The organism is Roseateles sp. GW821-FHT09G09 (assembly GCF_059415965.1).
Genome location: NZ_JBWKOG010000006.1, coordinates 44,110 through 62,747, shown reverse-complemented (window position 1 = coordinate 62,747; position 18,638 = coordinate 44,110). Strand labels below are relative to the sequence as shown.

Genomic DNA, 18,638 nt, shown 5'->3' with positions numbered 1-18,638 from the left:
CCGGGAGGCCGTCGACTTGAGCCCCCCGCCCACCCTGCTCGCGCCGCGACTTCCGGTCATCGGCTGGTCCACTTTCGCGGGCGCCGCGCACATCGACCAGCACAGCCTGCTCGACCATCCGCGCCACCTGCCCACCACCAGCGGTCGCGCGGCGATCCTGCTGGCGCTGGAGTGTCTGCACGTCGGTCCCGGCGACCTCGTGCTGCTGCCGACCTACCACTGCCCGACGATGGTCTCGCCGGTGAAGACGCTCGGCGCGGACGCCGCCTTCTATCCGATCGACGAGCACGGCGCGCCGCGCCTGGACTGGCTCTCCGCCCATGTGCCGGCGGCCACCAAGGCGCTGCTGGTGCCGCACTACTTCGGGCTGCCGCAGCCGATGGAGGCGGTGCGTGCCTGGTGCGACGCCCGCGGCATCGCGCTGATCGAGGACTGCGCGCATGCGATGTTCGGTCGCGCCGGCTCTCGGCCGATCGGCGCCTGGGGCGACGTCGCCATCGCCAGCCTGACCAAGTTCTTCCCGACGCCCGAGGGCGGCATCCTCGCGCTCAACCGCGCCGGGCTGACGATGCCAGCGCTGACGCCGGCCTCCCGCATCGACCAGATCAAGGCGGGCTCCGACATCCTGCACATGGGCGCCGCGCACGACCGCCTGACCGGACTGAACCGGCTCATCCGCGGCGCCTTCGCGCTCAAGAGCGCCCTGCGCCGCCTGGTGAAGGGCGCGCCGTCCGCCGGCACGCAGGCCCCGCCCAGCCGCCACGGCGAGCTCGACGAGGCCCAGGAGATCGACGCCAACATGGCGCTGATCGACCTGCCGCTGTCGCACCGCGCGCTGACGCATGCGAGCGGATGGATCTCGCGGCGCGTGCCGCGGCGTCGCATCGTCGAGGCGCGCCGCCACCACTACGCGTTCTTCACCGAGGCCTTCTCGGGGCGCGAGGGCGTGCGTCCGCTGCTGCCCACGCTGCCCGCGGACTGCGCGCCCTACGTCTTCCCGCTGTGGGTGCGCACGCCGGATCCGGGTTATGCGGAGATGCGCCGGCTCGGCGTGCCGGTGTCGCGCTGGGACCGGCTCTGGCCCGGCGTGCCGGCGCTGCCCGGCGACGCCGGCAAGTCGTGGTCGCACCACGTGCTGCAGCTCGCCTGCCACCAGGACCTCAGCGAGGCCGACCTGCACCGCATCGTCGAGCAGGTCGAGCGCCTGTTCATCACGCCCGCCTCGGCACCGCCGCGTTGAAAGCCGGGGAATGCGGCGCGTGCTCATGGTCTCCTTCCAGTTCCCGCCGATGGCGGGGACCAGCGGCGTGCAGCGCGCCTTGCGCTTCGCGCAGCAGCTGCCCGCCTCCGGATGGGCGCCCAGCCTGCTGACCGCGCATCCCCGCGTGCACGCGCAGACGGGCACCGACCTGCTCGAGGAGATCCCGCCGGAGCTGGTCGTGCGGCGCGCCTTCGCGCTGGACGCCGCGCGGCACCTGTCGATCGCGGGCCGGTATCCCGGTTTCCTCGCGCGACCGGACCGCTGGCACAGCTGGCTGCTCGGCGCCGTGCCGGCCGGGTTGAAGCTGATCCGCGAGACCCGCCCCGACGCGATCTGGAGCACCTACCCGATCCCGACCGCGCACCTCGTGGGCTACTGGCTGTCGCGGCTCAGCGGCCTGCCCTGGGTGGCCGACTTCCGCGACCCGATGGCGCATGACGGCTATCCGGCCGACCCGGTGCTGTGGCGCAGCTTCGCGGCGGTCGAGCGCAAGGTCTTCGCGCGCGCGGCGCGCTTCACCTTCACGACCCCCGGCGCGGCGCGGCTCTACGCGAAGCGTTTTCCCGCCGCCGCCGACCGCATCCGCGTGATCGAGAACGGCTACAGCGAGGAAGCCTTCCAGCAGGCCGAGCGCAGCGTCCGCTCCGGGCACGGCGCCGCCGGGCCGCGCGTGCTGCTGCACAGCGGCGTCGTCTATCCCGACTGGCGCAGCCCGGCGCGGCTGTTCGAGGCGCTGGCCGCCGCGAAGGCCGCGGGCCGCATCGATGCCTCGACCTTGCGGCTGCGGCTGCGCGCGACCGCGCACGACGACTTCGTCCGCGCCCTCGCCGAGCGGCTGGGCGTGGGCGATCTGGTCGAGATCGCCCCGCCGATCCCCTACGCCGACGCGCTGGCCGAGATGCTGCGCGCCGACGGCCTGCTGCTGCTGCAGTCCAACGACTGCAACGACCAGATCCCCGCCAAGGCCTATGAGTACCTGCGCGCGCGCCGGCCGGTGCTCACGCTGGCCGATCCGGCCGGCGACACCGCGCAGCTGATGCGCCGCGCCGGCCTGCCCTACAACGCGGCGCTGGAGGACGGCCCCGGCGTCGCCGCCGCGCTCGACCGCTTCCTTGACGACCTGTTCCACGACCGTGCCGCGCTGCCCGCGCCGCCGGCCATCGCCGCGGCCTCGCGCGAGTCCCGCACCGGCGAACTCGCCCGCGTGCTCGACGAGGCCTGCGTCCCCCAGATGCCTATCGCCGAGGCGCGCCCATGACCCCCCCGTCCCCGATGTCCCCGACGCCACCGACTTCCCAGATTTCCCCGACTTCGGCCGCCGCCCTGCGCTGGACCCTGGTGCCCCTGCCCGACGCCGCCGCCTTCGCGCCGCATGCGGCCGCGTGGGACGCGCTGCAGGCGCGCGTGGCCGGCCTGCCGTTCCTGGAGAGCGCCTTCCTCGCGCCCTTGCTGACCGTCTTCGGCACCGGCCGCGAACGGCTGGCGCTGCTCGGCGACCCGAAGGCGCCGCGGGCCGCCGCCATCGTGACGCCCGCGGGCACCGCGCAATGGGCGACCTTCCAGCCGTCGCAGCTGCCGCTGGGCGCCTGGCTGAGCGCGGGCGGCGAGCCCCTGGAGCCGCTCGCCGACGGCCTGCTGCGTGCGCTGCCCCTGCCGGCCCTCGCGCTGGGCCTGACGCAGATCGACAGCCTGTTCCATCCGCGCGGCGCCGACAACGCGCGCTGGCGCGGCCAGGACTACATCGCCACCGCCTGGGTCGACCTGGGCGGCGACTTCGAGACCTACTGGGAAGCGCGCGGCAAGAACCTGCGCCAGAACCTGAAGAAGCAGCAGAAGAAGCTGGACACCGCCGGCACGGTCACGCGGCTCGAATGCCTGACCCGCCCCGAGGACGTCGCACCCGCGCTGGCGAACTACGGCCGGCTCGAGGCCAGCGGCTGGAAGGGCTCCGAGGGCACGGCGATCGCGCCGGGCCATCCGCAGTACGCGTTCTATCGCGCGATGCTGGAAGGCTTCGCGCGCGCTGGCCGCGTCCGGCTGTACCAGTACTGGTTCGACGACGCGGTCGTCGCGATGGACCTGTGCATCGAGTCCGGCGGCAAGATCGTGATCCTGAAGACCGCCTACGACGAGGCGCACAAGGCCGTGTCGCCGTCGACGCTGATGCGCCAGCTGCAGTTCCAGCAGCTGTTCGACGCGGCGGCGGCGGGCGGTCCGATCCGCCGCATCGAGTTCTACGGCAAGGTCATGGAGTGGCACACGCGCTGGACCGCCGACGCGCGGCCGGTCTACCACGCCACGCTCTACCGCTGGGGCTGGGTGCCGGCGCTCAAGCGCCTGCTGCGACGCGGCGACACCGATCCGGCGGCCAAGACGGACGAGGCGACCGCCAAGACGGAAGAAGCCCCGGCATGAGCAAAGCCCCGACCGTGCGCGGCGCGCTGGCCTGGTCCTTCGCCGAGCGCTACCTGAGCCTGCTGATCACCGTGCCGACCACGATGATCCTGGCGCGGCTGCTGACGCCCACGCAGGTGGGCGTGTATTCGCTGTGCGCGGTGGTCACGAACCTGGCCTCGATCCTGCGCGACTTCGGCGTCAGCGAGTACCTCATCCAGGAGCGCGAGCTCGACCGCGAGAAGCTGCGCAGCGCCTTCACCATCACGCTGCTGATGGCCTGGAGCATCGCGCTGGTGATCCTGGGCGGCCGCTTCCTGCTGGCCGACTGGTACCACGAGCCGCTGCTGGCCGACCTGCTGCTGGTGCTGAGCCTCAACTTCGTGATGCTGCCGCTGGCCTCGCCCTCCTTCGCGCTGCTCAACCGCGAGATGGCCTTCCACAAGGTCTTCATCGTGCAGGTCAGCGCCAACGCCGCCAACTCGGCCACCAGCATCGCGCTGGCCTGGAGCGGCCACGGCGCGATGAGCCTGGCCTGGGGGCCGGTGGCCGGCATCGCGGTGCAGGTGGCGATCCTCGTCTGGCTGAGGCCGCGCGACGCGCTGCTGATGCCGCGCCTGCGCGGCGCGGGCCGGCAGCTGCGTTTCGGCGCGATGTTCACCGGCTCGCGGCTGGTGGAATCGGGCTCGCGCAACGGCCATGAACTGATCATCGGCAAGGTCTTCGGCTTCACCTCGCTGGGGCTCTTCAGCCGCGCGACGGGGCTGATCGACCTGCTGGGACAGACGGTGAGCTCGGCCATCCTGCGCGTCGCCACGCCGGCGCTGGCGGCGGACCACCGCGCCGGGCACAGCCTGGTCGGTCCGTATGCGAAGGGCACGGCCATCTTCACCGGCATCGCCTGGCCCTTCATGGGCGGCGTGGCGCTGATGTCGGGCGACATCATCGCGCTGCTGTTCGGCCCGCAATGGCACGAGGCCGCGCCGCTGGCCACGCTACTGGCGCTGGCCGGCCTGCCCTACGCGCTGACGATGCTCGCGCCCAACGCGCTCGCGGCCACCGGCCAGATCCGCCGCCGGCTGTCGGTGGCGCTCTGGTACGGACCGACGCACCTGGCCTGCGTCGGCCTGGCCGCGCTCTGGGACCTGCATGCGGTGGCGGCCGTGTTCGTCATCGGCAACCTGGTGCAGGTCGCGATGTACACGCGCCACCTGACGGAGGTGCTGAAGGCCACGCCGCGCGAGCTGTTCGCGCCCAGCTGGGTCAGCGTGCAGCTGACGCTGGGCTGTTGCGCCGGCCTCGGGCTGGCGCAGCTGGTCGGCTACGAATTGAGCCTGCCGCTGATCCCGCGCATCGCCCTGTGCGTCGTCGCGGGCGCCGGGTCCTGGCTGGTCTGCGCCGCGCTGCTGCGGCATCCGGCGATGACCGAGGTCCGTCGCGCCCTGACCCATCTGCGGAGCCGCCATGCCTGAGCTGACCCCGTCCCTGGCCGCGCCCGCCACCGCCGCGCCGATCCGTCCCGGCGAGACGCTGCGCTGGGCGATGTTCCGCGCGCTGGAGCGCCTCAGCGACCTGCGCGGCAACAACACGCTGGGGGCGTTCTCGGTCACGCCGGCCGACGCGTCGGGGCCGGCGCTGTGGTTCTACGTGACCACGATCGGCGAGCTGAACGCGGTCGCGCCGATGATCGAATGGCTGATCGCGCAGCGGCCGGATCTGCGGCCCGTGCTGATCACCGAGCATCCGCATTACCGCGACGCCTACCTCGCGCGCTTGCCGCAGGCGGTGGTCTGCACCAGCCGCGGCCACAGCGCCGACGCGCGCCGTCTGGCCCGCCTGCTGCCGCCGGCGATGCTGGCGGTGGCGGAGATCCCCTGCCTGCCGTCGGAGGCGCCCTGCCGCTTCTCCTACGCCTTCCTGCGCGAGGCCCGCCGCCACAACGCGGCGACGCTGATGCTCAACGGCTGGCTGTACCACTACGACCCGCCGGCGCGACTCGACCAGATGGAGCGCCGGTTGCTGGAGCGGGACTTCCTGAATGCCTTCGACGTGCTGTGCGTGCAGGACGCCGAGACCGCGCGGCAGCTCGAGGCGCGCGGCGCGCCGCGTGAGCGGCTGCAGGTGACCGGCAACATGAAGTTCGACGCGATGCGCCGCGCCGACTGGGGCGTCGAGCAGGCCACGCGCAGCCCGCGGCTGCTCGGCCATCTGCTCGCCTCGGCCCGGCCCATCGTGGTCGGCGGCTGCGTCACGGAGCTCGCCGAGCAGCATCAGGTGCTGGCCGCTTTCGAGCGCCTGCGACGCACGCATCCCGACGCGCTGCTGATCCTGGCACCGCGGCATCCGGAGAACCTCGAGCGCATGGGCGAGCTGCTGGGCCAGCTCGGCGGGGCTGGGCTGCGGGTCACGCGGCGCTCGCAGATCGAGGACGCGCCGCTCGCGGCCGAGGTGCAGTGCCTGGTGCTGGACACCGTCGGCGAGCTGCGCGATTTCTACGCGGCGGCCAGCGTCGCGCATGTGGGCGTGGATCACAACGTGCTGGAGCCACTGGGGCTGAACAAGCCGCTGACGATCCGCGGCGGCTGGGACACGACCTATCCGTCGTACCCGGTCTATCGACTGCTGCGCGATCGCGGCGTGCTGCACGAGTGCGACGACGCGACCTCGATGTGCGACTACTGGCTGGCCGCGATCGAAGGCGCGCCGCGCATTGCCGACGACCTACGGCGCACCGAAGAGGCGCTGGCGTCGATGCGGGGGTCGGTGGCGCGGCACCAGGCCGCGTGCGCGGCCCGGATCGGGCGCTGAACGTCCTTCAACGGCCGCTGGCCCTCACCCCAACCCTCTCCCGCAAGCGGGAGAGGGAGTCAGAGGCCGCATGACTGCCTGGACCCCGCGCGCTGCGCGCGCCCCTCACCCCTGCCCTCTCCCGCAAGCGTGAGAGGGAGAAAGAGGAGTCGGCGCTCTTCAGAAAGCGTGAGAGGGAGAAAGAGGAGTCGGCGCTCTCCAGAAAACGGGAGAGGGGAAAGAGGAGGCGGCGCTCTCCAGAAAGCGGGAGAGGGGGAAAGAGGAGCAAGCGCTGCGAGTGGAGCCGGTCGGACTCCCTCTCCCGCTTGCGGGAGAGGGTGGGGGTGAGGGCCAGCGGCCTCTGCAGTCCTCGTCGGCCGGACCGACGGACCCGCTCAGCCCTTCTGCTTCAACGCGTCACGCGTCGCTTCCAGCAGCGCGCGGCCGTTCAGCGCGTCGGGCTCGAGGTGATTGCCTTCGGCCCATTCGTTCCAGGCGTTGATGAACACGACCTGACGCCGCGGCGGCTGATGCTTGCGCGTCCACGCCAGCGCGGCCTCGAGCCAGCGGCGATAGCGCTGCGGCGTGTTGTTCATCAGGATGGTCGCACCGCCGCTGGCGCGCCGCGCGCTGTTGTCGAAGCCGGGGCTGACGCAGCGCAGGAACGGATAGTCCGGCACGGGCTTGGCCAGCACGCCGTCGACCATGCGGTCGTAATCGAAGAAGTTGTGCTTGCCATAAGCCTTGGGCAGGAAGCCCAGCTTCATCGCGAGCTTGGACTTCCAGCCGGTGAAGTGCCTGCCGCCCAGGCGCCGCCAGTCCGGCGCGAACTCGATCGACAGGTCCAGGCCCACCTGGCGCGGATCGGCGCCCGAGCCGGTGCCGCTCCACTCGAACTGCGCCAGCGTCAGTTCGCCGACGCCCTCCTCGCGCGCGATGCGGCGCCAGGTCGCCAGCGTGCGCTGCGGATCCGGCAGGTGATCGACCTTGTAGACGATGAACAGCGGCTTGCCGTCGATGCGGATGTAGCGCGGATCGCGGAAGTGCGGCAGCAGCGTGCGGATGTGCGCCTCGTCGTCCTCGTCCGAGTAGCGCTGCTCGATCAGCATCTCCCGGTCCTTGCCGTTCCAGGCGCGGGTCCAGTTCTCGTTGGCCCAGGCCAGGCAGTACGGGAAGTCGGGCTCGCCGCTGGCGCGGATCTCCTCGACCGGGCGCTCCATCAGGCGCTCGCCGGTGAACCAGTAGTGGTAGTAGCAGAAGCCGCCGATGCCGTGCTCGCGGGCCAGCTCGGCCTGCGCCGCGCGGGCCTCGGGCAGCCGCAGGTCGTAGAAGCCGAGCTCGCCCGGCAGCCGCGGCTGGTAGTGGCCCTCGTACAGCGGCCGGGCCTTGGCGACGTTGCGCCACTCGGTGAAGCCCTTGCCCCACCAGGCGTCGTTCTGCCGGAACGGATGGAACTGCGGCAGCACGACGGCGATGGCCAGCGGATGCTCCGGCGAAGACGCCGGCGTCGACGATGCTTGAGCGTCGGCGTGTTTGTCCGCGCTTGCGTCCGCGCTTGTGGCAGCACCTGCACCTGCATCTGCATCGGCGTGCGCGGGGTCCGGGCGGGCGAGGGAATCTGGCGTCATGCGGTTCATCGGGAAGCGGGGGCTTGCAGCGCCTCGCGCCATTGGGCGGCGATGGCGCGCGTGGAATAGTCGCGCTCGATGGCCGGCATCGCGGCGCGCGCGCGGGCGGCCAGCGGCGCCGGATCGGCGATGTGATCGGCGAGCTGCGCCCAGTCGTCCAGCGCGCAATGCGCGCGCCAGGGCTGGTAGTCGGGCAAGGGGTCGGCCATCACCGGCACGCCCTGGGCCAGGGCCAGCAGCATGCGGTTGTTGCTCTTGGCCATCGTGAAGGCGGTCATGCGGGTGGGCAGCAGCACCAGGTCCTGCTCGCCGAGCAGCGTCAGGAAATGCAGCCGGTCCCAGGGCCGGTAGCGATGCGGAAAGGCGGCGCGACCGAGCAGCTCGCGATACCGCTGTTCCGAATTGCTGACCACCGTCAGGCGCAGCGGCTGGCGCCGCGCGGCGGCCTCGAGCAGCGGGATCAACGGTTCGAGTTCGGCCATGCCGCCGGTCGCGTAGGCGCTGCCGTGATTGCCGAACCACACCAGCTGCCGGGCGACCCGGCGCTGCGCGCGGTGCTCGCGCAGTTCGCGCCAGGCGCGCCACTGGCCGCCCCAACGGCCCGGGTGCATGCGATGGGGCCATGATTCGAAGTCGCGGGCGGCGGCGGGCGTCTCGACCGGATCGCCGACGACCCGCACCGGCGCGGCAGCGCGCAGATTGGGCGGAAGCTCCGCTTCCAGCAGCGGCTTGAGGCCCGGCGAGGACAAGGTGAACAGCGAGAACAGCGGCAGCGCCTCGCGGTAGGCGGCCAGCAGCGCGGCGCGGGCCGGGTCGCCGGACTCGTTCAGGAAATAGTTGTCGAAGCTGTCCAGCACGAGCCGCACGCCTTGCGCGCGGGCCTCGGCCAGGCGGGCCGCGCGCTCGCGCAAGGCTTCGGGCGAGCCGGCGTCGAGCAGCCATTTCGCCTGGACCACGAGCACGCCCGTCGCCGGCAGCGGCTGATCGTCCCGCGCCGGATCCAGCACGCGCGACACCAGCCCCGAGCGGCGCAGTTCGCGGCTCGGCATCAGGCAGCGCAGGCGCACGCCGGCGTAGGCCGGGTTCAGCGCGTGAGGCATCCAGTGAATCTGCAAACCGGCTCCAGCGCCCGCCTCCGACAGCGGGCAGGCCGCGATTGTGCGGCATGGTCGGAAACCTCTCCCCGACGGGCGGCCCTCCAAGTGGGTGGGGTCGAGGACGGACGTGCCGACTCATTTCCACGCCAGAATCCGGCGGGGGCGATCCACGCCGCGTGGCCGCCCCTTTGTTCCGCCTCACTGCCTCACTGCCTCACAGCCACCTGGCCGCATCGCCGGTCCGTACCCAACGATGACGACGAGCACCGCCACTTTCCTTTCCACTGGTCAACCGGTGCTGCCGGGCCTCGCCGCCGACGCCCCGCCCGCGCAACGCGACGCCGCGTGGCAGACGCTGCTGTCGGCCGCCAACCCGGCCCCGGCGCTGGCGCAGGTCGGCGGTCGTTTCTCGGTGGCCTGGCGGCAGCCCGGCGGACGCACGCTGCTGGCCACGGACCGCTTCGGCATCGAGCCGCTGTGCTACCGCATCGTCGGCCATGAGCTGCAGTTCGCCACCCGCGCCGACGACCTGGCCGGCGACGACGTGGACCTCGATCCGCAGGCGCTGTTCGACTACCTCTACTTCCACGTCATCCCGTCGCCGCGCACGGTGTTCCGCAACATCTTCCGCCTGCCGCCGGGGCATGTGGCGATCTTCGAGCGCGGCGAGCTGCGCGTCACGCCCTACTGGACGCCGACCTTCCGCGCCGACCCGGCGCCCAAGCTCGAGGACCTGAAGGTCGAATTCAAGGAGATCCTGCAGCGGTCCGTGCAGCGGGCCATGCACGCGCCGGACGCCGCCTGCTTCCTGAGCGGCGGCACCGACAGCTCGACCGTCGCGGGCATGCTGAGCCGCGTCGCGGGGCGTCCGGCGGACACCTACTCGATCGGCTTCGAGGCCGAGGGCTACGACGAGATGGCCTTCGCGCGCATCGCGGCCAAGCACTTCGGCGCCCGGCATCACGAGTACTACGTGACGCCCAAGGACCTGGTCGACGGGATCGCCAAGGTCGCGACGCATTACGACCAGCCCTTCGGCAACAGCTCGGCGCTGCCGGCCTACTACTGCGCCCGCCGTGCCTACGACAACGGCGTGCGGCACCTGCTGGCCGGCGACGGCGGGGACGAGCTCTTCGGCGGCAACACCCGCTACGCGAAGCAGACCGTGTTCTCCTGGTACGGCAATGTGCCGGGGCCGCTGCGCGACCTCGTGCTGCAGCCGGTGTTCGGCTCGCCGATCGGCAGGTTGCCGCTGCTCAGGAAGGGCGCGAGCTACATCGACCAGGCGCGCGTGCCGATGCCGGACCGGCTGCAGAGCTACAACCTCCTCACGCGACTGGGCATGGGCGAGGTGCTGGAGACCGACTTCCTGCGCCGCGTGGACCCGCTGGGGCCGCAGAAGCAGCAGCGCCAGGTGTGGGCCGGGCTGAAGACCGGCCAGCTGGTCGACCGCATGCTGGCCTTCGACTGGCGCTACACGCTGGCCGACACCGACCTGCCCAAGGTCGTGGGCACGACGCGGCTGGCGGGCACCTCGGTCGGTTTCCCGATGCTGGACGACGAGCTGCTGGCCTTCTCCGAGCGCCTGCCGGCCGACTACAAGCTCAAGGGGCTGCAGCTGCGCTGGTTCTTCAAGGAGGCGCTGCGCGGTTTCCTGCCCGACGAGATCATCGTCAAAAAGAAGCAGGGCTTCGGCCTGCCCTTCGGCGTCTGGGCCACGCGCGACGCCAACCTGCGCGCGCTGGCGGAGGACTCGCTGGGCAGCCTGTCCACGCGCGGCATCGTCCGCCCGGAGTTCATCCGCGGCCTGCTCAAGGAACGGCTGCCGGAACACCCCGGGTACTACGGCGAGATGGTCTGGATCCTGATGATGCTGGAGCAGTGGCTGCGCGGGCGACGCCCGAACTATCGGGTGTGATCACGGGGCGCAGATCGGCTGTGGGTGCGCGGCGCCGTCAGGCCGCCGCCTGCTGCGCCGATTCCGACAGGTCCATGAAGACGCGCACCATGCCGATGTCGCGCCGCTCGGCCAGGCACACGAGGTGCGCGCAGGTCTGCACCTGCGCGTCGCTGATGGTCACCGCATGCAGGCCCGGGCTGGGCACGAACTCCACCTCGGAAACCGCCGCCACGCCGGCGCCCAGCGCGACCGCCTCGCGGATGATCTCGCGGCTGGCGATCTCCATGACCACCTCGGGCTTGACGTCGGCCGCCCGCAGGGCCGCCTCCAGCGCCAGGCGCGTCGTCGAGCCCTGCTCCCGCATCAGCAGCTTCTCGTGCTGCAGCTCGGCGATGCGGATCGACCGCCGCCGCGCGAACCGGTGCGCGCGGTTGCAGTAGATCAGCACCGGGTGCTGGCTGTACGGCACCGCCGCGAAACGCCGGTCCTGCGAGGCCTGCGCCAGCACGCCCACATCGGCCTCGTAGGCCAGCAGCCGGTCCAGCACGTCCTGCGAGTTGCCCGTGGTGACCGCCATGCTCACGCCGGGATGGCGCTGGTGGAAGGCCATCAGCATGCGGGTGACGTGGTGCGGTCCCACGGCCGCGACGCGCAGATGGCCTGAGCGCACCTCGCCTTCGTCGCGCAGCAGCTGCACCGCCTCGGCCTCCAGGCCGAAGATCTGGCGCGACAGCTGCAGCAGCCGCTCGCCCAGTTGCGTGAGCCGCACCCGCCGTCCGCTGCGATGGAACAGCTCCACGCGGTACAACGCCTCCAGTTGCGCCACCTGCGTGGTCACGGTGGGTTGGCTGACGTGCAGGCTGTCGGCGGCCCGGGTGAAGCTCCCCGTGGCGGCCACGGCATGGAAGGAGCGGAGCTGGGTCAGGCGCATGGTGTCTCCTCGTCGGGCGGGACGGATCGGCCCCCGCCGGGGCGCCCGTCCTCTGCTGGTTTTCCCTGGCGATGCATAGAGCCGGTGAATGCATCGAGCCGGAAACTTGAATTGGCCCAATGCTCGCGTACGTCGCACAGTAGCACCACGCGACCGATCCGGGCACCTCGCAGGAACCCCCAGGTGACGGGGGTCGCGACAAGAAAAGCCACTGGAGACCGACATGCCGATCACTCGGAGACACCTGCTAGCCACCGCCCCGGCCCTCTTGGCGCCGGCCCTGCTGAGCCATGCCGACGACGCCCGCGCCGCGGACGGCGTCCTGACCGTCGGCCTGATTCCCTCCGAGGACTCGCGCGCCATGATCGCCAACAGCCAGGCGATGATGGACATGCTGTCGCGCTCGCTGGGCATGCCGGTCAAGCCCTTCGTGGCGGCCGACTACAACGGCGTGATCGAGGCGCTGCGCTCGCGGCGCCTGGACGTGGCCTACCTCGGCCCGTTCTCCTACGTGCTGGGCGCGACCGTCGCCAACATCGAGGCCTTCGCCGTCGCGGAGACCAAGAAGGTCGGACGCACGTCCTACCACTCGCTGATCGTGGCCCACAAGGACAGCGGCATCCGCACGGTGGCCGATCTCAAGGGACGCACCTTCGCCTTCGTCGACCCGACCTCGACCTCCGGCCACCTGTTCCCCAAGGTCGGCCTGCTCAAGCTCGGTTTCGACCCGGAGAAGGACTTCGGCCGCGTCATCTTCTCCGGCTCCCACGACTCCAACGCGGTGGCGGTGCAGAACCGCCGCATCGACGCGGTCGCGATCGCCGACCGCATCCTGGACACCGCCATCACCAAGGGCCTGGCCAAGCGCGACGACCTCGTCGTGGTGTGGAAGTCCGACCCCATCCCCGAGTCGCCCACCGTGTTGCGCAAGGACCTGGATCCGGCGCTCAAGAAGCGCGTGCAGGCCGCCTTCCTCGACGTCAAGGACATCCCGTGGTCGGACCAGGGGCTGCTCAACGGTTTCCATCCGACCAACGACGCCGCCTACGACGTGATCCGGGAGACGGCGCGCGTCCTGAAACTCGACCTGAGGAGCATGAAGTGATCAAGATCCGAGGACTGTCCAAGCGCTACGGCGACTTCGAGGCCTTGCGCAACGTGAACCTCGACGTGGCGCCCGGCGAATTCCTGGTCGTGCTCGGGCCTTCGGGCGCGGGCAAGTCCACGCTGCTGCGCTGCATCAACCGGCTCTGCACGCCCAGCCAGGGCGAGGTCCACGTCGACGGCCTGCGCGTCGAGGCGGGCGGCGCCAGCCTGCGCCAGGCGCGGCGCAAGGTCGCGATGATCTTCCAGCACTACAACGTCGTGCCGCGGCTGTCGGTGCGCAAGAACGTGCTCACCGGCCGCCTCGGCACGATGCCCGCGCTGCTCTCGTGGCTGCAGATCTTTCCGGGCCGGGACATCGACATCGCCATGGAATGCCTGCGCCGCGTCGAGCTGGCCGGCAAGGCGGACCTGCGCACGGACACGCTGTCCGGCGGCCAGAAGCAGCGCGTCGGCATCGCCCGCGCGCTGGCCCAGCAGCCGCTGGTCATCCTGGCCGACGAGCCGGTGGCCAGCCTCGATCCGAAGACCTCGCGCACGGTGCTGACCTACCTCAAGCAGGCCAGCCGCGAGCTGGGCATCTCCGTGGTCTGCAACCTGCACCAGATCGACTACGCCTGCGAATTCGGCGAACGCATCGTCGGCGTCTCCGGCGGCCGCATCGTCTTCGACGGCCGGCCGGACGGCCTGACCCCCGAGGTGCTGCGCCGCATCTATCCGGGACTGGACGACGGCGCCGCGCCCGGGTCCGCCGGACGCGCCCGGCCCTCGTCGCCGCCGCACAACCTGACCCTGGAGGAAGCATGAAACTCGGTGCCTACACGCTGCTGCTGGGGCGGCCCTCGGGACGCCACGGCTGGTGGCCCCGGCTGCTCACGGGCGCGGCCTTCCTCGTGCTGCTGCAATGGGCCGCGCGCGGCGCCCAGGTGAGCTTCGGCGAGCTGATCAAGGGCCTGCCCTGGATCGGCGACTTCCTGGGCCGCATGGTGCCGCCGAACTGGGGCTTCCTCGAGAAGCTCGTCCAGCCGGCGCTGGAGACGCTGCAGATCGCGATCTGGGGCACGCTCTTCGCCGTGCTGCTGGCGGTGCCGGTGTGCTTCCTGGCGGCCCGCAACCTGGCGCCCAACGCGCTGGTGTTCCATGCGATGCGGCAGGTGTTCAACGTGACGCGCGGCATCAACGAGATCATCCTCGCGCTGATCTTCGTCGCGGCGGTGGGACTCGGCCCCTTCCCCGGCGTGCTCGCCCTGGCGGTGCATGGCGCCGGCATGCTGGGCAAGTTCTTCGCCGAGTCGATCGAGGAGATCGACCAGGGACCGATCGAGGCCTTGCGCGCCACCGGCGCCGGGCCGGTGCAGACCATCATCTTCGGCGTGCTGCCGCAGGTGGTCACGGCCTGGATCGCGGTGGTGCTCTACCGCTTCGAGACCAACCTGCGCCAGGCCACCGTGCTCGGCATGGTCGGCGCCGGCGGCATCGGCTTCGAGCTGGTCGGCAGCATGAAGCTGTTCCAGTACCAGGACACCGCCACCTGCATCGTCGTGATCATCGTGATGGTCATGGCCGCCGACCAGATGTCCACCCGGCTTCGCGCCTGGATCCAGAAAGGAGCTCACTGATGAACGCGATTCACGAGGCGGTCGAGGCCAACGGCCGCCGCTACGCCCGCCCGCTCACCCCCGTCGTGGTGGTGTGCGTGGACGGCTGCGAGCCGGACTACCTCACGCACGCCATCCAGGCCGGCGTCGCGCCCTTCCTGGCGCGCATGCTGGAGAGGGGCACCTCGCTGGTCGGCGAGTGCGTGGTGCCGAGCTTCACCAACCCGAACAACCTCTCGATCGTGACCGGCGTGCCGCCTTCGGTGCACGGCATCTGCGGCAACTACTTCCTCGACGTCGAGCGCGGCGAGGAGGTCATGATGAACGACCCCGCCTACCTGCGCGCGCCGACGCTGCTGGCGCGTTTCGCGGCCAGCGGCGCCCGGGTCGCCGTGGTCACCGCCAAGGACAAGCTGCGCACGCTGCTGGGCCACGGGCTCCAGGGCATCTGCTTCTCCGCGGAGAAGGCGGCCGAGGCGACCCTGGAGAACGCCGGCATCGAGCGCGTGCCGGAGCTGGTCGGACTGCCGGTGCCGTCGGTCTACAGCGCGGAGCTCAGCGAGTTCGTCTTCGCCGCCGGCGCGCGGCTGCTGGAGACGCACTGGCCCGACCTGACCTACCTCTCCACCACCGACTACGTCCAGCACAAGTGCGCGCCCGGCGCGCCCGAGGCCAACGCCTTCTACGCGATGATGGACCGCTACCTGGAGCGCATGGACGGGATGGGCGCGGTGATCGGCCTGACGGCGGACCACGGCATGAGCGCCAAGACCGACGCGGCCGGCCGGCCCCGGGTGCTCTACCTGCAGCGGGTGCTGGACGACGTGCTCGGCGAGGGCGCCGCGCGCGTGATCCTGCCCATCACCGATCCCTACGTCGTGCACCACGGCGCGCTGGGGTCCTTCGCCACGGTCTACGTGCCGCCGGCGTCGCTCGCGCAGACGCGCGAGTGCCTGGATCGCCTGCCCGGCATCGAGTGCGTGCTGGACCGCGAGACGGCCGCGGAGCGCTTCGAGCTGCCGCCGGACCGCATCGGCGACCTGGTCGTCGTCGGCGACCACCTGACCGTCCTGGGCACGCGCGCCGAACGGCACGACCTGAGCGGCCTGACGGTGCCGCTGCGCTCGCACGGCGGGCTGTCCGAGCAGCTGGTGCCGCTGCTCTTCAACCGCCTGCTGAGCGGCGTCGACCCGGCCCGCCGGCTGCGCAACTTCGACGTCTTCGACCTGGCGCTCAACCACGCCCAATCCGCCTAGGGACTCCTCATGATCCATGACTACTTCAACCCCGTGCGCAGCGTCTACGGGGAGGGGGCCCTGTTGTCCCTGCCCACGCTGCTGGGCCGCCGCCGCGCGGTGCTGGTGACCTTCCCCGAGGCGGCTGCGCTCGGGCTGGTGGACCAGATCCGGACGCTGCTCGGCGACCGGCTGGCCGGCGTGATCGACGACGTGCGCCCCAACCCCGACGTGGCCGAACTGCGCGGGCAGTACGAGCGGTTCTGGCGCGAAACGGGCAACGGCGGCAACGGCAACGGCAACGGCAACGGCAGCGACGGCGCCAAGCCCGGCGCCGACGTGATCGTGGCGCTGGGCGGCGGCAGCGCCATCGACACCGCCAAGGCGCTGATGATCGGCACGGCCAGCGGCCGCTTCGACGAACTGCTGGGGCTGCTGCAGCGCGGCGAGCCGTTCAAGCCGCACGCGGTCAAGACCCTGATCGCCGTGCCCACCACCGCCGGCACCGGCAGCGAGGTCACGCCCTGGGCCACGATCTGGGACCGCGAGCGGCAGCGCAAGCATTCGCTGCACCTGCCCTCGACCTGGCCGGAGATCGCGCTGGTCGATCCGCTGCTGATGATGTCGCTGCCGCCCTCGGTGACGCTGCAGAGCGGGCTGGACGCGCTGTCGCATGCGCTCGAGGCGATCTGGAACCGCAACGCCAATCCGCTGTCGGACACCTACGCGGTGTCCGCCGCGCAGGACATCTTCGAGACCCTGCCGGCGCTGATGCGGCGGCCGCAGGACCGCGGCCTGCGCGCCGGCATGGCGCTGGCCGCGCTGAAGGCCGGCATGGCCTTCTCCAACACCCGGACCGCGCTGGCGCACTCCATCTCCTACGAGATGACGCTGCGGCTCGGGCTGCCGCACGGCATCGCCTGCTCGTTCCCGCTGCCGCTGGTGCTGCAGATGGCGCTGGGGCAATCGGCCGAGCGCGACGCCGTGCTGGCGCGGGCGCTGGGACTGCCGCTGGCGGACGCGCCGGGCCGGCTGGCCGCCTTCCTCGAGGGCCTGGGCGTGCAGACGAACTTCGCCTCCTACGGCCTGGGCGACGTCGAGGCCCGCGAACTGATCGCGCGCGCGCTGACCGGCGCGCGCGGCCGCAACTTCATCGGCGCCGACGCCGACACGACCGAGGAGATCGCATGAGCACCGGCACGACCACGCTCCCGACGAGCGCCCTCCCCCTCGCGGGCGCGGCCCGCAGCCTCTACCCCGCCGGCGCGCGCGTCCTGATCGACGAAGGGCTGCGCCTGGGCGACGAGATCCTGCACACCGAGCGCCACCTGGACGTGCGCAGTCCCTACACCGGCCAGCAGGTGGGCCGGGTCGCGATGGCCACCGTCGACCACGTGCGCCGGGCGATGAACATCGCGCACGCCTACCGGCCCACGCTGTCGCGGCATGCGCGGGCGCAGATCCTCAACGGCGCCGCCGCGCTGCTGCGCGCCCGCGCCGAGACGGCCTCCGACCTGATCACGATGGAATCGGGCCTGTCGAAGAAGGACAGCCGCTACGAGATCGGCCGCGTGGCCGACGTGCTGGGCTTCGGCGCGATCGAGGCGCTGCGCGACGACGGCCAGGTGTTCTCCTGCGACCTGACGCCGCACGGCAAGCGCCGCAAGGTGATCACGATGCGCGAACCGCTGCAGGGCGTGATCACCGCCATCACGCCGTTCAACCACCCGATGAACCAGGTGGCGCACAAGGTGGTGCCGAGCATCGCGTCCAACAACCGGATGGTGCTCAAGCCGTCGGAGAAGGTGCCGCTCTCGGCCTACTTCTTCGCCGAACTGCTGTACGAGGCCGGCCTGCCGCGCGAGATGCTGCAGGTCCTGACCGGCGATCCGCGCGAGATCGCCAACGAGCTGCTGATGAATCCGCACGTCGACCTCATCACCTTCACCGGCGGCGTGGCCATCGGCAAGGCCATCGCCTGCAAGGCGGGCTACCGGCGCACGGTGCTGGAGCTCGGCGGCAACGACCCGTTGATCGTCATGGACGACGCCGACCTGGAACGCGCCAGCGATCTGGCGGTCCATGGCTCCTACAAGAACTCGGGCCAGCGCTGCACGGCGGTCAAGCGGATGCTGGTGCACGAGTCCGTGAAGGAGCGCTTCACCGAGCTCGTCGTCGCGAAGACCCTGGCCTGGCGCTTCGGCGATCCGATGGACGAGCGCAACGACATGGGCACGGTGATCGACGAGGCGGCCGCGCAGCACTTCGAGCGCGTGGTCGACGAGGCGGTGGCCCAGGGCGCGCGCGTGCTGGCCGGCCATCGGCGCGACGGCGCGCTGTATGCGCCCACGGTGCTGGAGAACGTCCGGCCGGAGATGACCGTGGTGCGCGAGGAGACCTTCGGGCCGGTGTCGCCCATCCTCGGCTTCCGCACGATCGACGAGGCGATCGCGCTGTCCAACGGCACGGCGTTCGGGCTGTCCTCGGGCGTCTGCACCAACCGCCTGCCCGACGCGATCCGCTTCGCCCAGGAGCTCAACGTCGGCACGGTCAACGTGTGGGAGGTGCCCGGCTACCGCATCGAGCTGACCCCCTTCGGCGGCATCAAGGACTCAGGGTTGGGGCACAAGGAAGGCGTGCAGGAGGCGATCAAGTCCTTCAGCAACACCAAGACCTTCTCGATGCCCTGGTGAAAGGGTCGGC

At 71.4% G+C, this 18,638-nt stretch carries 15 protein-coding genes; 12 read left to right on the top strand and 3 right to left on the bottom strand.

Annotated features, from left to right (window positions below; translation table 11 throughout):
* The first annotated feature begins 16 nt into the window (after nt 1-16).
* Genes AC07O8_RS16945 through AC07O8_RS16925 form a run of 5 tightly spaced genes read left to right on the top strand, consistent with a single transcriptional unit; the run spans nt 17 to nt 6,463 of the window.
* A complete protein-coding gene (locus AC07O8_RS16945) occupies nt 17-1,240 on the top strand; it encodes a DegT/DnrJ/EryC1/StrS family aminotransferase (RefSeq protein WP_495049160.1) in 1,224 nt (407 codons plus the stop codon).
* Nucleotides 1,241-1,265: 25 nt separating this feature from the next.
* Entirely contained in the window at nt 1,266-2,519 is a 1,254-nt protein-coding gene (locus AC07O8_RS16940) for a glycosyltransferase (RefSeq protein WP_495049472.1), read from the top strand.
* A complete protein-coding gene (locus tag AC07O8_RS16935; RefSeq protein WP_495049159.1) occupies nt 2,516-3,676 on the top strand; it encodes a GNAT family N-acetyltransferase in 1,161 nt (386 codons plus the stop codon). The genes AC07O8_RS16940 and AC07O8_RS16935 overlap by 4 nt, the downstream gene beginning before the upstream one ends.
* Nucleotides 3,673-5,127: a lipopolysaccharide biosynthesis protein gene (locus AC07O8_RS16930; protein ID WP_495049158.1), complete on the top strand. Its 1,455-nt coding sequence runs from the start codon at nt 3,673-3,675 to the stop codon at nt 5,125-5,127. The genes AC07O8_RS16935 and AC07O8_RS16930 overlap by 4 nt, the downstream gene beginning before the upstream one ends.
* A complete protein-coding gene (locus AC07O8_RS16925) occupies nt 5,120-6,463 on the top strand; it encodes a 3-deoxy-D-manno-octulosonic acid transferase (RefSeq protein ID WP_495049157.1) in 1,344 nt (447 codons plus the stop codon). The genes AC07O8_RS16930 and AC07O8_RS16925 overlap by 8 nt, the downstream gene beginning before the upstream one ends.
* Before the next feature lie 374 nt (nt 6,464-6,837).
* Here AC07O8_RS16925 and AC07O8_RS16920 read toward each other — a convergent pair whose 3' ends face one another.
* Both AC07O8_RS16920 and AC07O8_RS16915 read right to left on the bottom strand, forming a co-directional pair.
* Nucleotides 6,838-8,070: a glycosyltransferase WbsX family protein gene (locus tag AC07O8_RS16920; protein ID WP_495049156.1), complete on the bottom strand. Its 1,233-nt coding sequence runs from the start codon at nt 8,068-8,070 to the stop codon at nt 6,838-6,840.
* Nucleotides 8,071-8,075: 5 nt separating this feature from the next.
* Nucleotides 8,076-9,170, bottom strand: a complete 1,095-nt coding sequence (locus AC07O8_RS16915) for a hypothetical protein (RefSeq protein WP_495049155.1) — start codon at nt 9,168-9,170, stop codon at nt 8,076-8,078.
* Nucleotides 9,171-9,420: 250 nt separating this feature from the next.
* On the opposite strand from AC07O8_RS16915, the gene AC07O8_RS16910 reads away from it, so the two are divergent.
* Nucleotides 9,421-11,085 (top strand): asparagine synthetase B family protein, encoded by a 1,665-nt coding sequence (locus tag AC07O8_RS16910; RefSeq protein WP_495049154.1) that lies wholly within the window; start codon nt 9,421-9,423, stop codon nt 11,083-11,085.
* Nucleotides 11,086-11,122: 37 nt separating this feature from the next.
* Here AC07O8_RS16910 and AC07O8_RS16905 read toward each other — a convergent pair whose 3' ends face one another.
* Nucleotides 11,123-11,998 carry a LysR substrate-binding domain-containing protein gene (locus tag AC07O8_RS16905; RefSeq protein WP_495049153.1) on the bottom strand — a complete coding sequence of 292 codons (876 nt, stop codon included), beginning with the start codon at nt 11,996-11,998 and terminating at the stop codon, nt 11,123-11,125.
* 223 nt (nt 11,999-12,221) lie between these two features.
* On the opposite strand from AC07O8_RS16905, the gene phnD reads away from it, so the two are divergent.
* Genes phnD through phnY form a run of 6 tightly spaced genes read left to right on the top strand, consistent with a single transcriptional unit; the run spans nt 12,222 to nt 18,628 of the window.
* Entirely contained in the window at nt 12,222-13,103 is an 882-nt protein-coding gene (gene phnD / locus AC07O8_RS16900) for a phosphonate ABC transporter substrate-binding protein (RefSeq protein WP_495049152.1), read from the top strand.
* Entirely contained in the window at nt 13,100-13,909 is an 810-nt protein-coding gene (gene phnC / locus AC07O8_RS16895; RefSeq protein ID WP_495049151.1) for a phosphonate ABC transporter ATP-binding protein, read from the top strand. Before phnD ends, phnC begins: the two co-directional genes overlap by 4 nt.
* On the top strand, nt 13,906-14,721 hold the full coding sequence (phnE, locus tag AC07O8_RS16890; protein WP_495049150.1) for a phosphonate ABC transporter, permease protein PhnE: 816 nt from the start codon (nt 13,906-13,908) through the stop codon (nt 14,719-14,721). Before phnC ends, phnE begins: the two co-directional genes overlap by 4 nt.
* Nucleotides 14,721-15,956, top strand: a complete 1,236-nt coding sequence (gene phnA / locus AC07O8_RS16885) for a phosphonoacetate hydrolase (protein ID WP_495049149.1) — start codon at nt 14,721-14,723, stop codon at nt 15,954-15,956. The genes phnE and phnA overlap by 1 nt, the downstream gene beginning before the upstream one ends.
* A 9-nt stretch (nt 15,957-15,965) precedes the next feature.
* Nucleotides 15,966-17,126 (top strand): iron-containing alcohol dehydrogenase PsrA, encoded by a 1,161-nt coding sequence (gene psrA / locus AC07O8_RS16880; RefSeq protein WP_495049148.1) that lies wholly within the window; start codon nt 15,966-15,968, stop codon nt 17,124-17,126.
* Nucleotides 17,123-18,628: a phosphonoacetaldehyde dehydrogenase gene (phnY, locus tag AC07O8_RS16875; protein ID WP_495049147.1), complete on the top strand. Its 1,506-nt coding sequence runs from the start codon at nt 17,123-17,125 to the stop codon at nt 18,626-18,628. Before psrA ends, phnY begins: the two co-directional genes overlap by 4 nt.
* Nucleotides 18,629-18,638: the final 10 nt, after the last annotated feature.

Excerpts from the sequence above, each read along its gene's own strand:
- phnY (WP_495049147.1), top strand. The coding sequence starts at position 17,123 with ATGAGCACCGGCACGACCACGCTCCCGACGAGCGCCCTCCCCCTCGCG.
- AC07O8_RS16905 (WP_495049153.1), bottom strand. The coding sequence starts at position 11,998 with ATGCGCCTGACCCAGCTCCGCTCCTTCCATGCCGTGGCCGCCACGGGG.
- AC07O8_RS16930 (WP_495049158.1), top strand. The coding sequence starts at position 3,673 with ATGAGCAAAGCCCCGACCGTGCGCGGCGCGCTGGCCTGGTCCTTCGCC.
- AC07O8_RS16925 (WP_495049157.1), top strand. The coding sequence starts at position 5,120 with ATGCCTGAGCTGACCCCGTCCCTGGCCGCGCCCGCCACCGCCGCGCCG.
- psrA (WP_495049148.1), top strand. The coding sequence starts at position 15,966 with ATGATCCATGACTACTTCAACCCCGTGCGCAGCGTCTACGGGGAGGGG.
- AC07O8_RS16915 (WP_495049155.1), bottom strand. The coding sequence starts at position 9,170 with ATGCCTCACGCGCTGAACCCGGCCTACGCCGGCGTGCGCCTGCGCTGC.
- AC07O8_RS16940 (WP_495049472.1), top strand. The coding sequence starts at position 1,266 with ATGGTCTCCTTCCAGTTCCCGCCGATGGCGGGGACCAGCGGCGTGCAG.
- phnA (WP_495049149.1), top strand. The coding sequence starts at position 14,721 with ATGAACGCGATTCACGAGGCGGTCGAGGCCAACGGCCGCCGCTACGCC.
- AC07O8_RS16935 (WP_495049159.1), top strand. The coding sequence starts at position 2,516 with ATGACCCCCCCGTCCCCGATGTCCCCGACGCCACCGACTTCCCAGATT.
- AC07O8_RS16910 (WP_495049154.1), top strand. The coding sequence starts at position 9,421 with ATGACGACGAGCACCGCCACTTTCCTTTCCACTGGTCAACCGGTGCTG.
- AC07O8_RS16920 (WP_495049156.1), bottom strand. The coding sequence starts at position 8,070 with ATGACGCCAGATTCCCTCGCCCGCCCGGACCCCGCGCACGCCGATGCA.
- phnD (WP_495049152.1), top strand. The coding sequence starts at position 12,222 with ATGCCGATCACTCGGAGACACCTGCTAGCCACCGCCCCGGCCCTCTTG.
- phnE (WP_495049150.1), top strand. The coding sequence starts at position 13,906 with ATGAAACTCGGTGCCTACACGCTGCTGCTGGGGCGGCCCTCGGGACGC.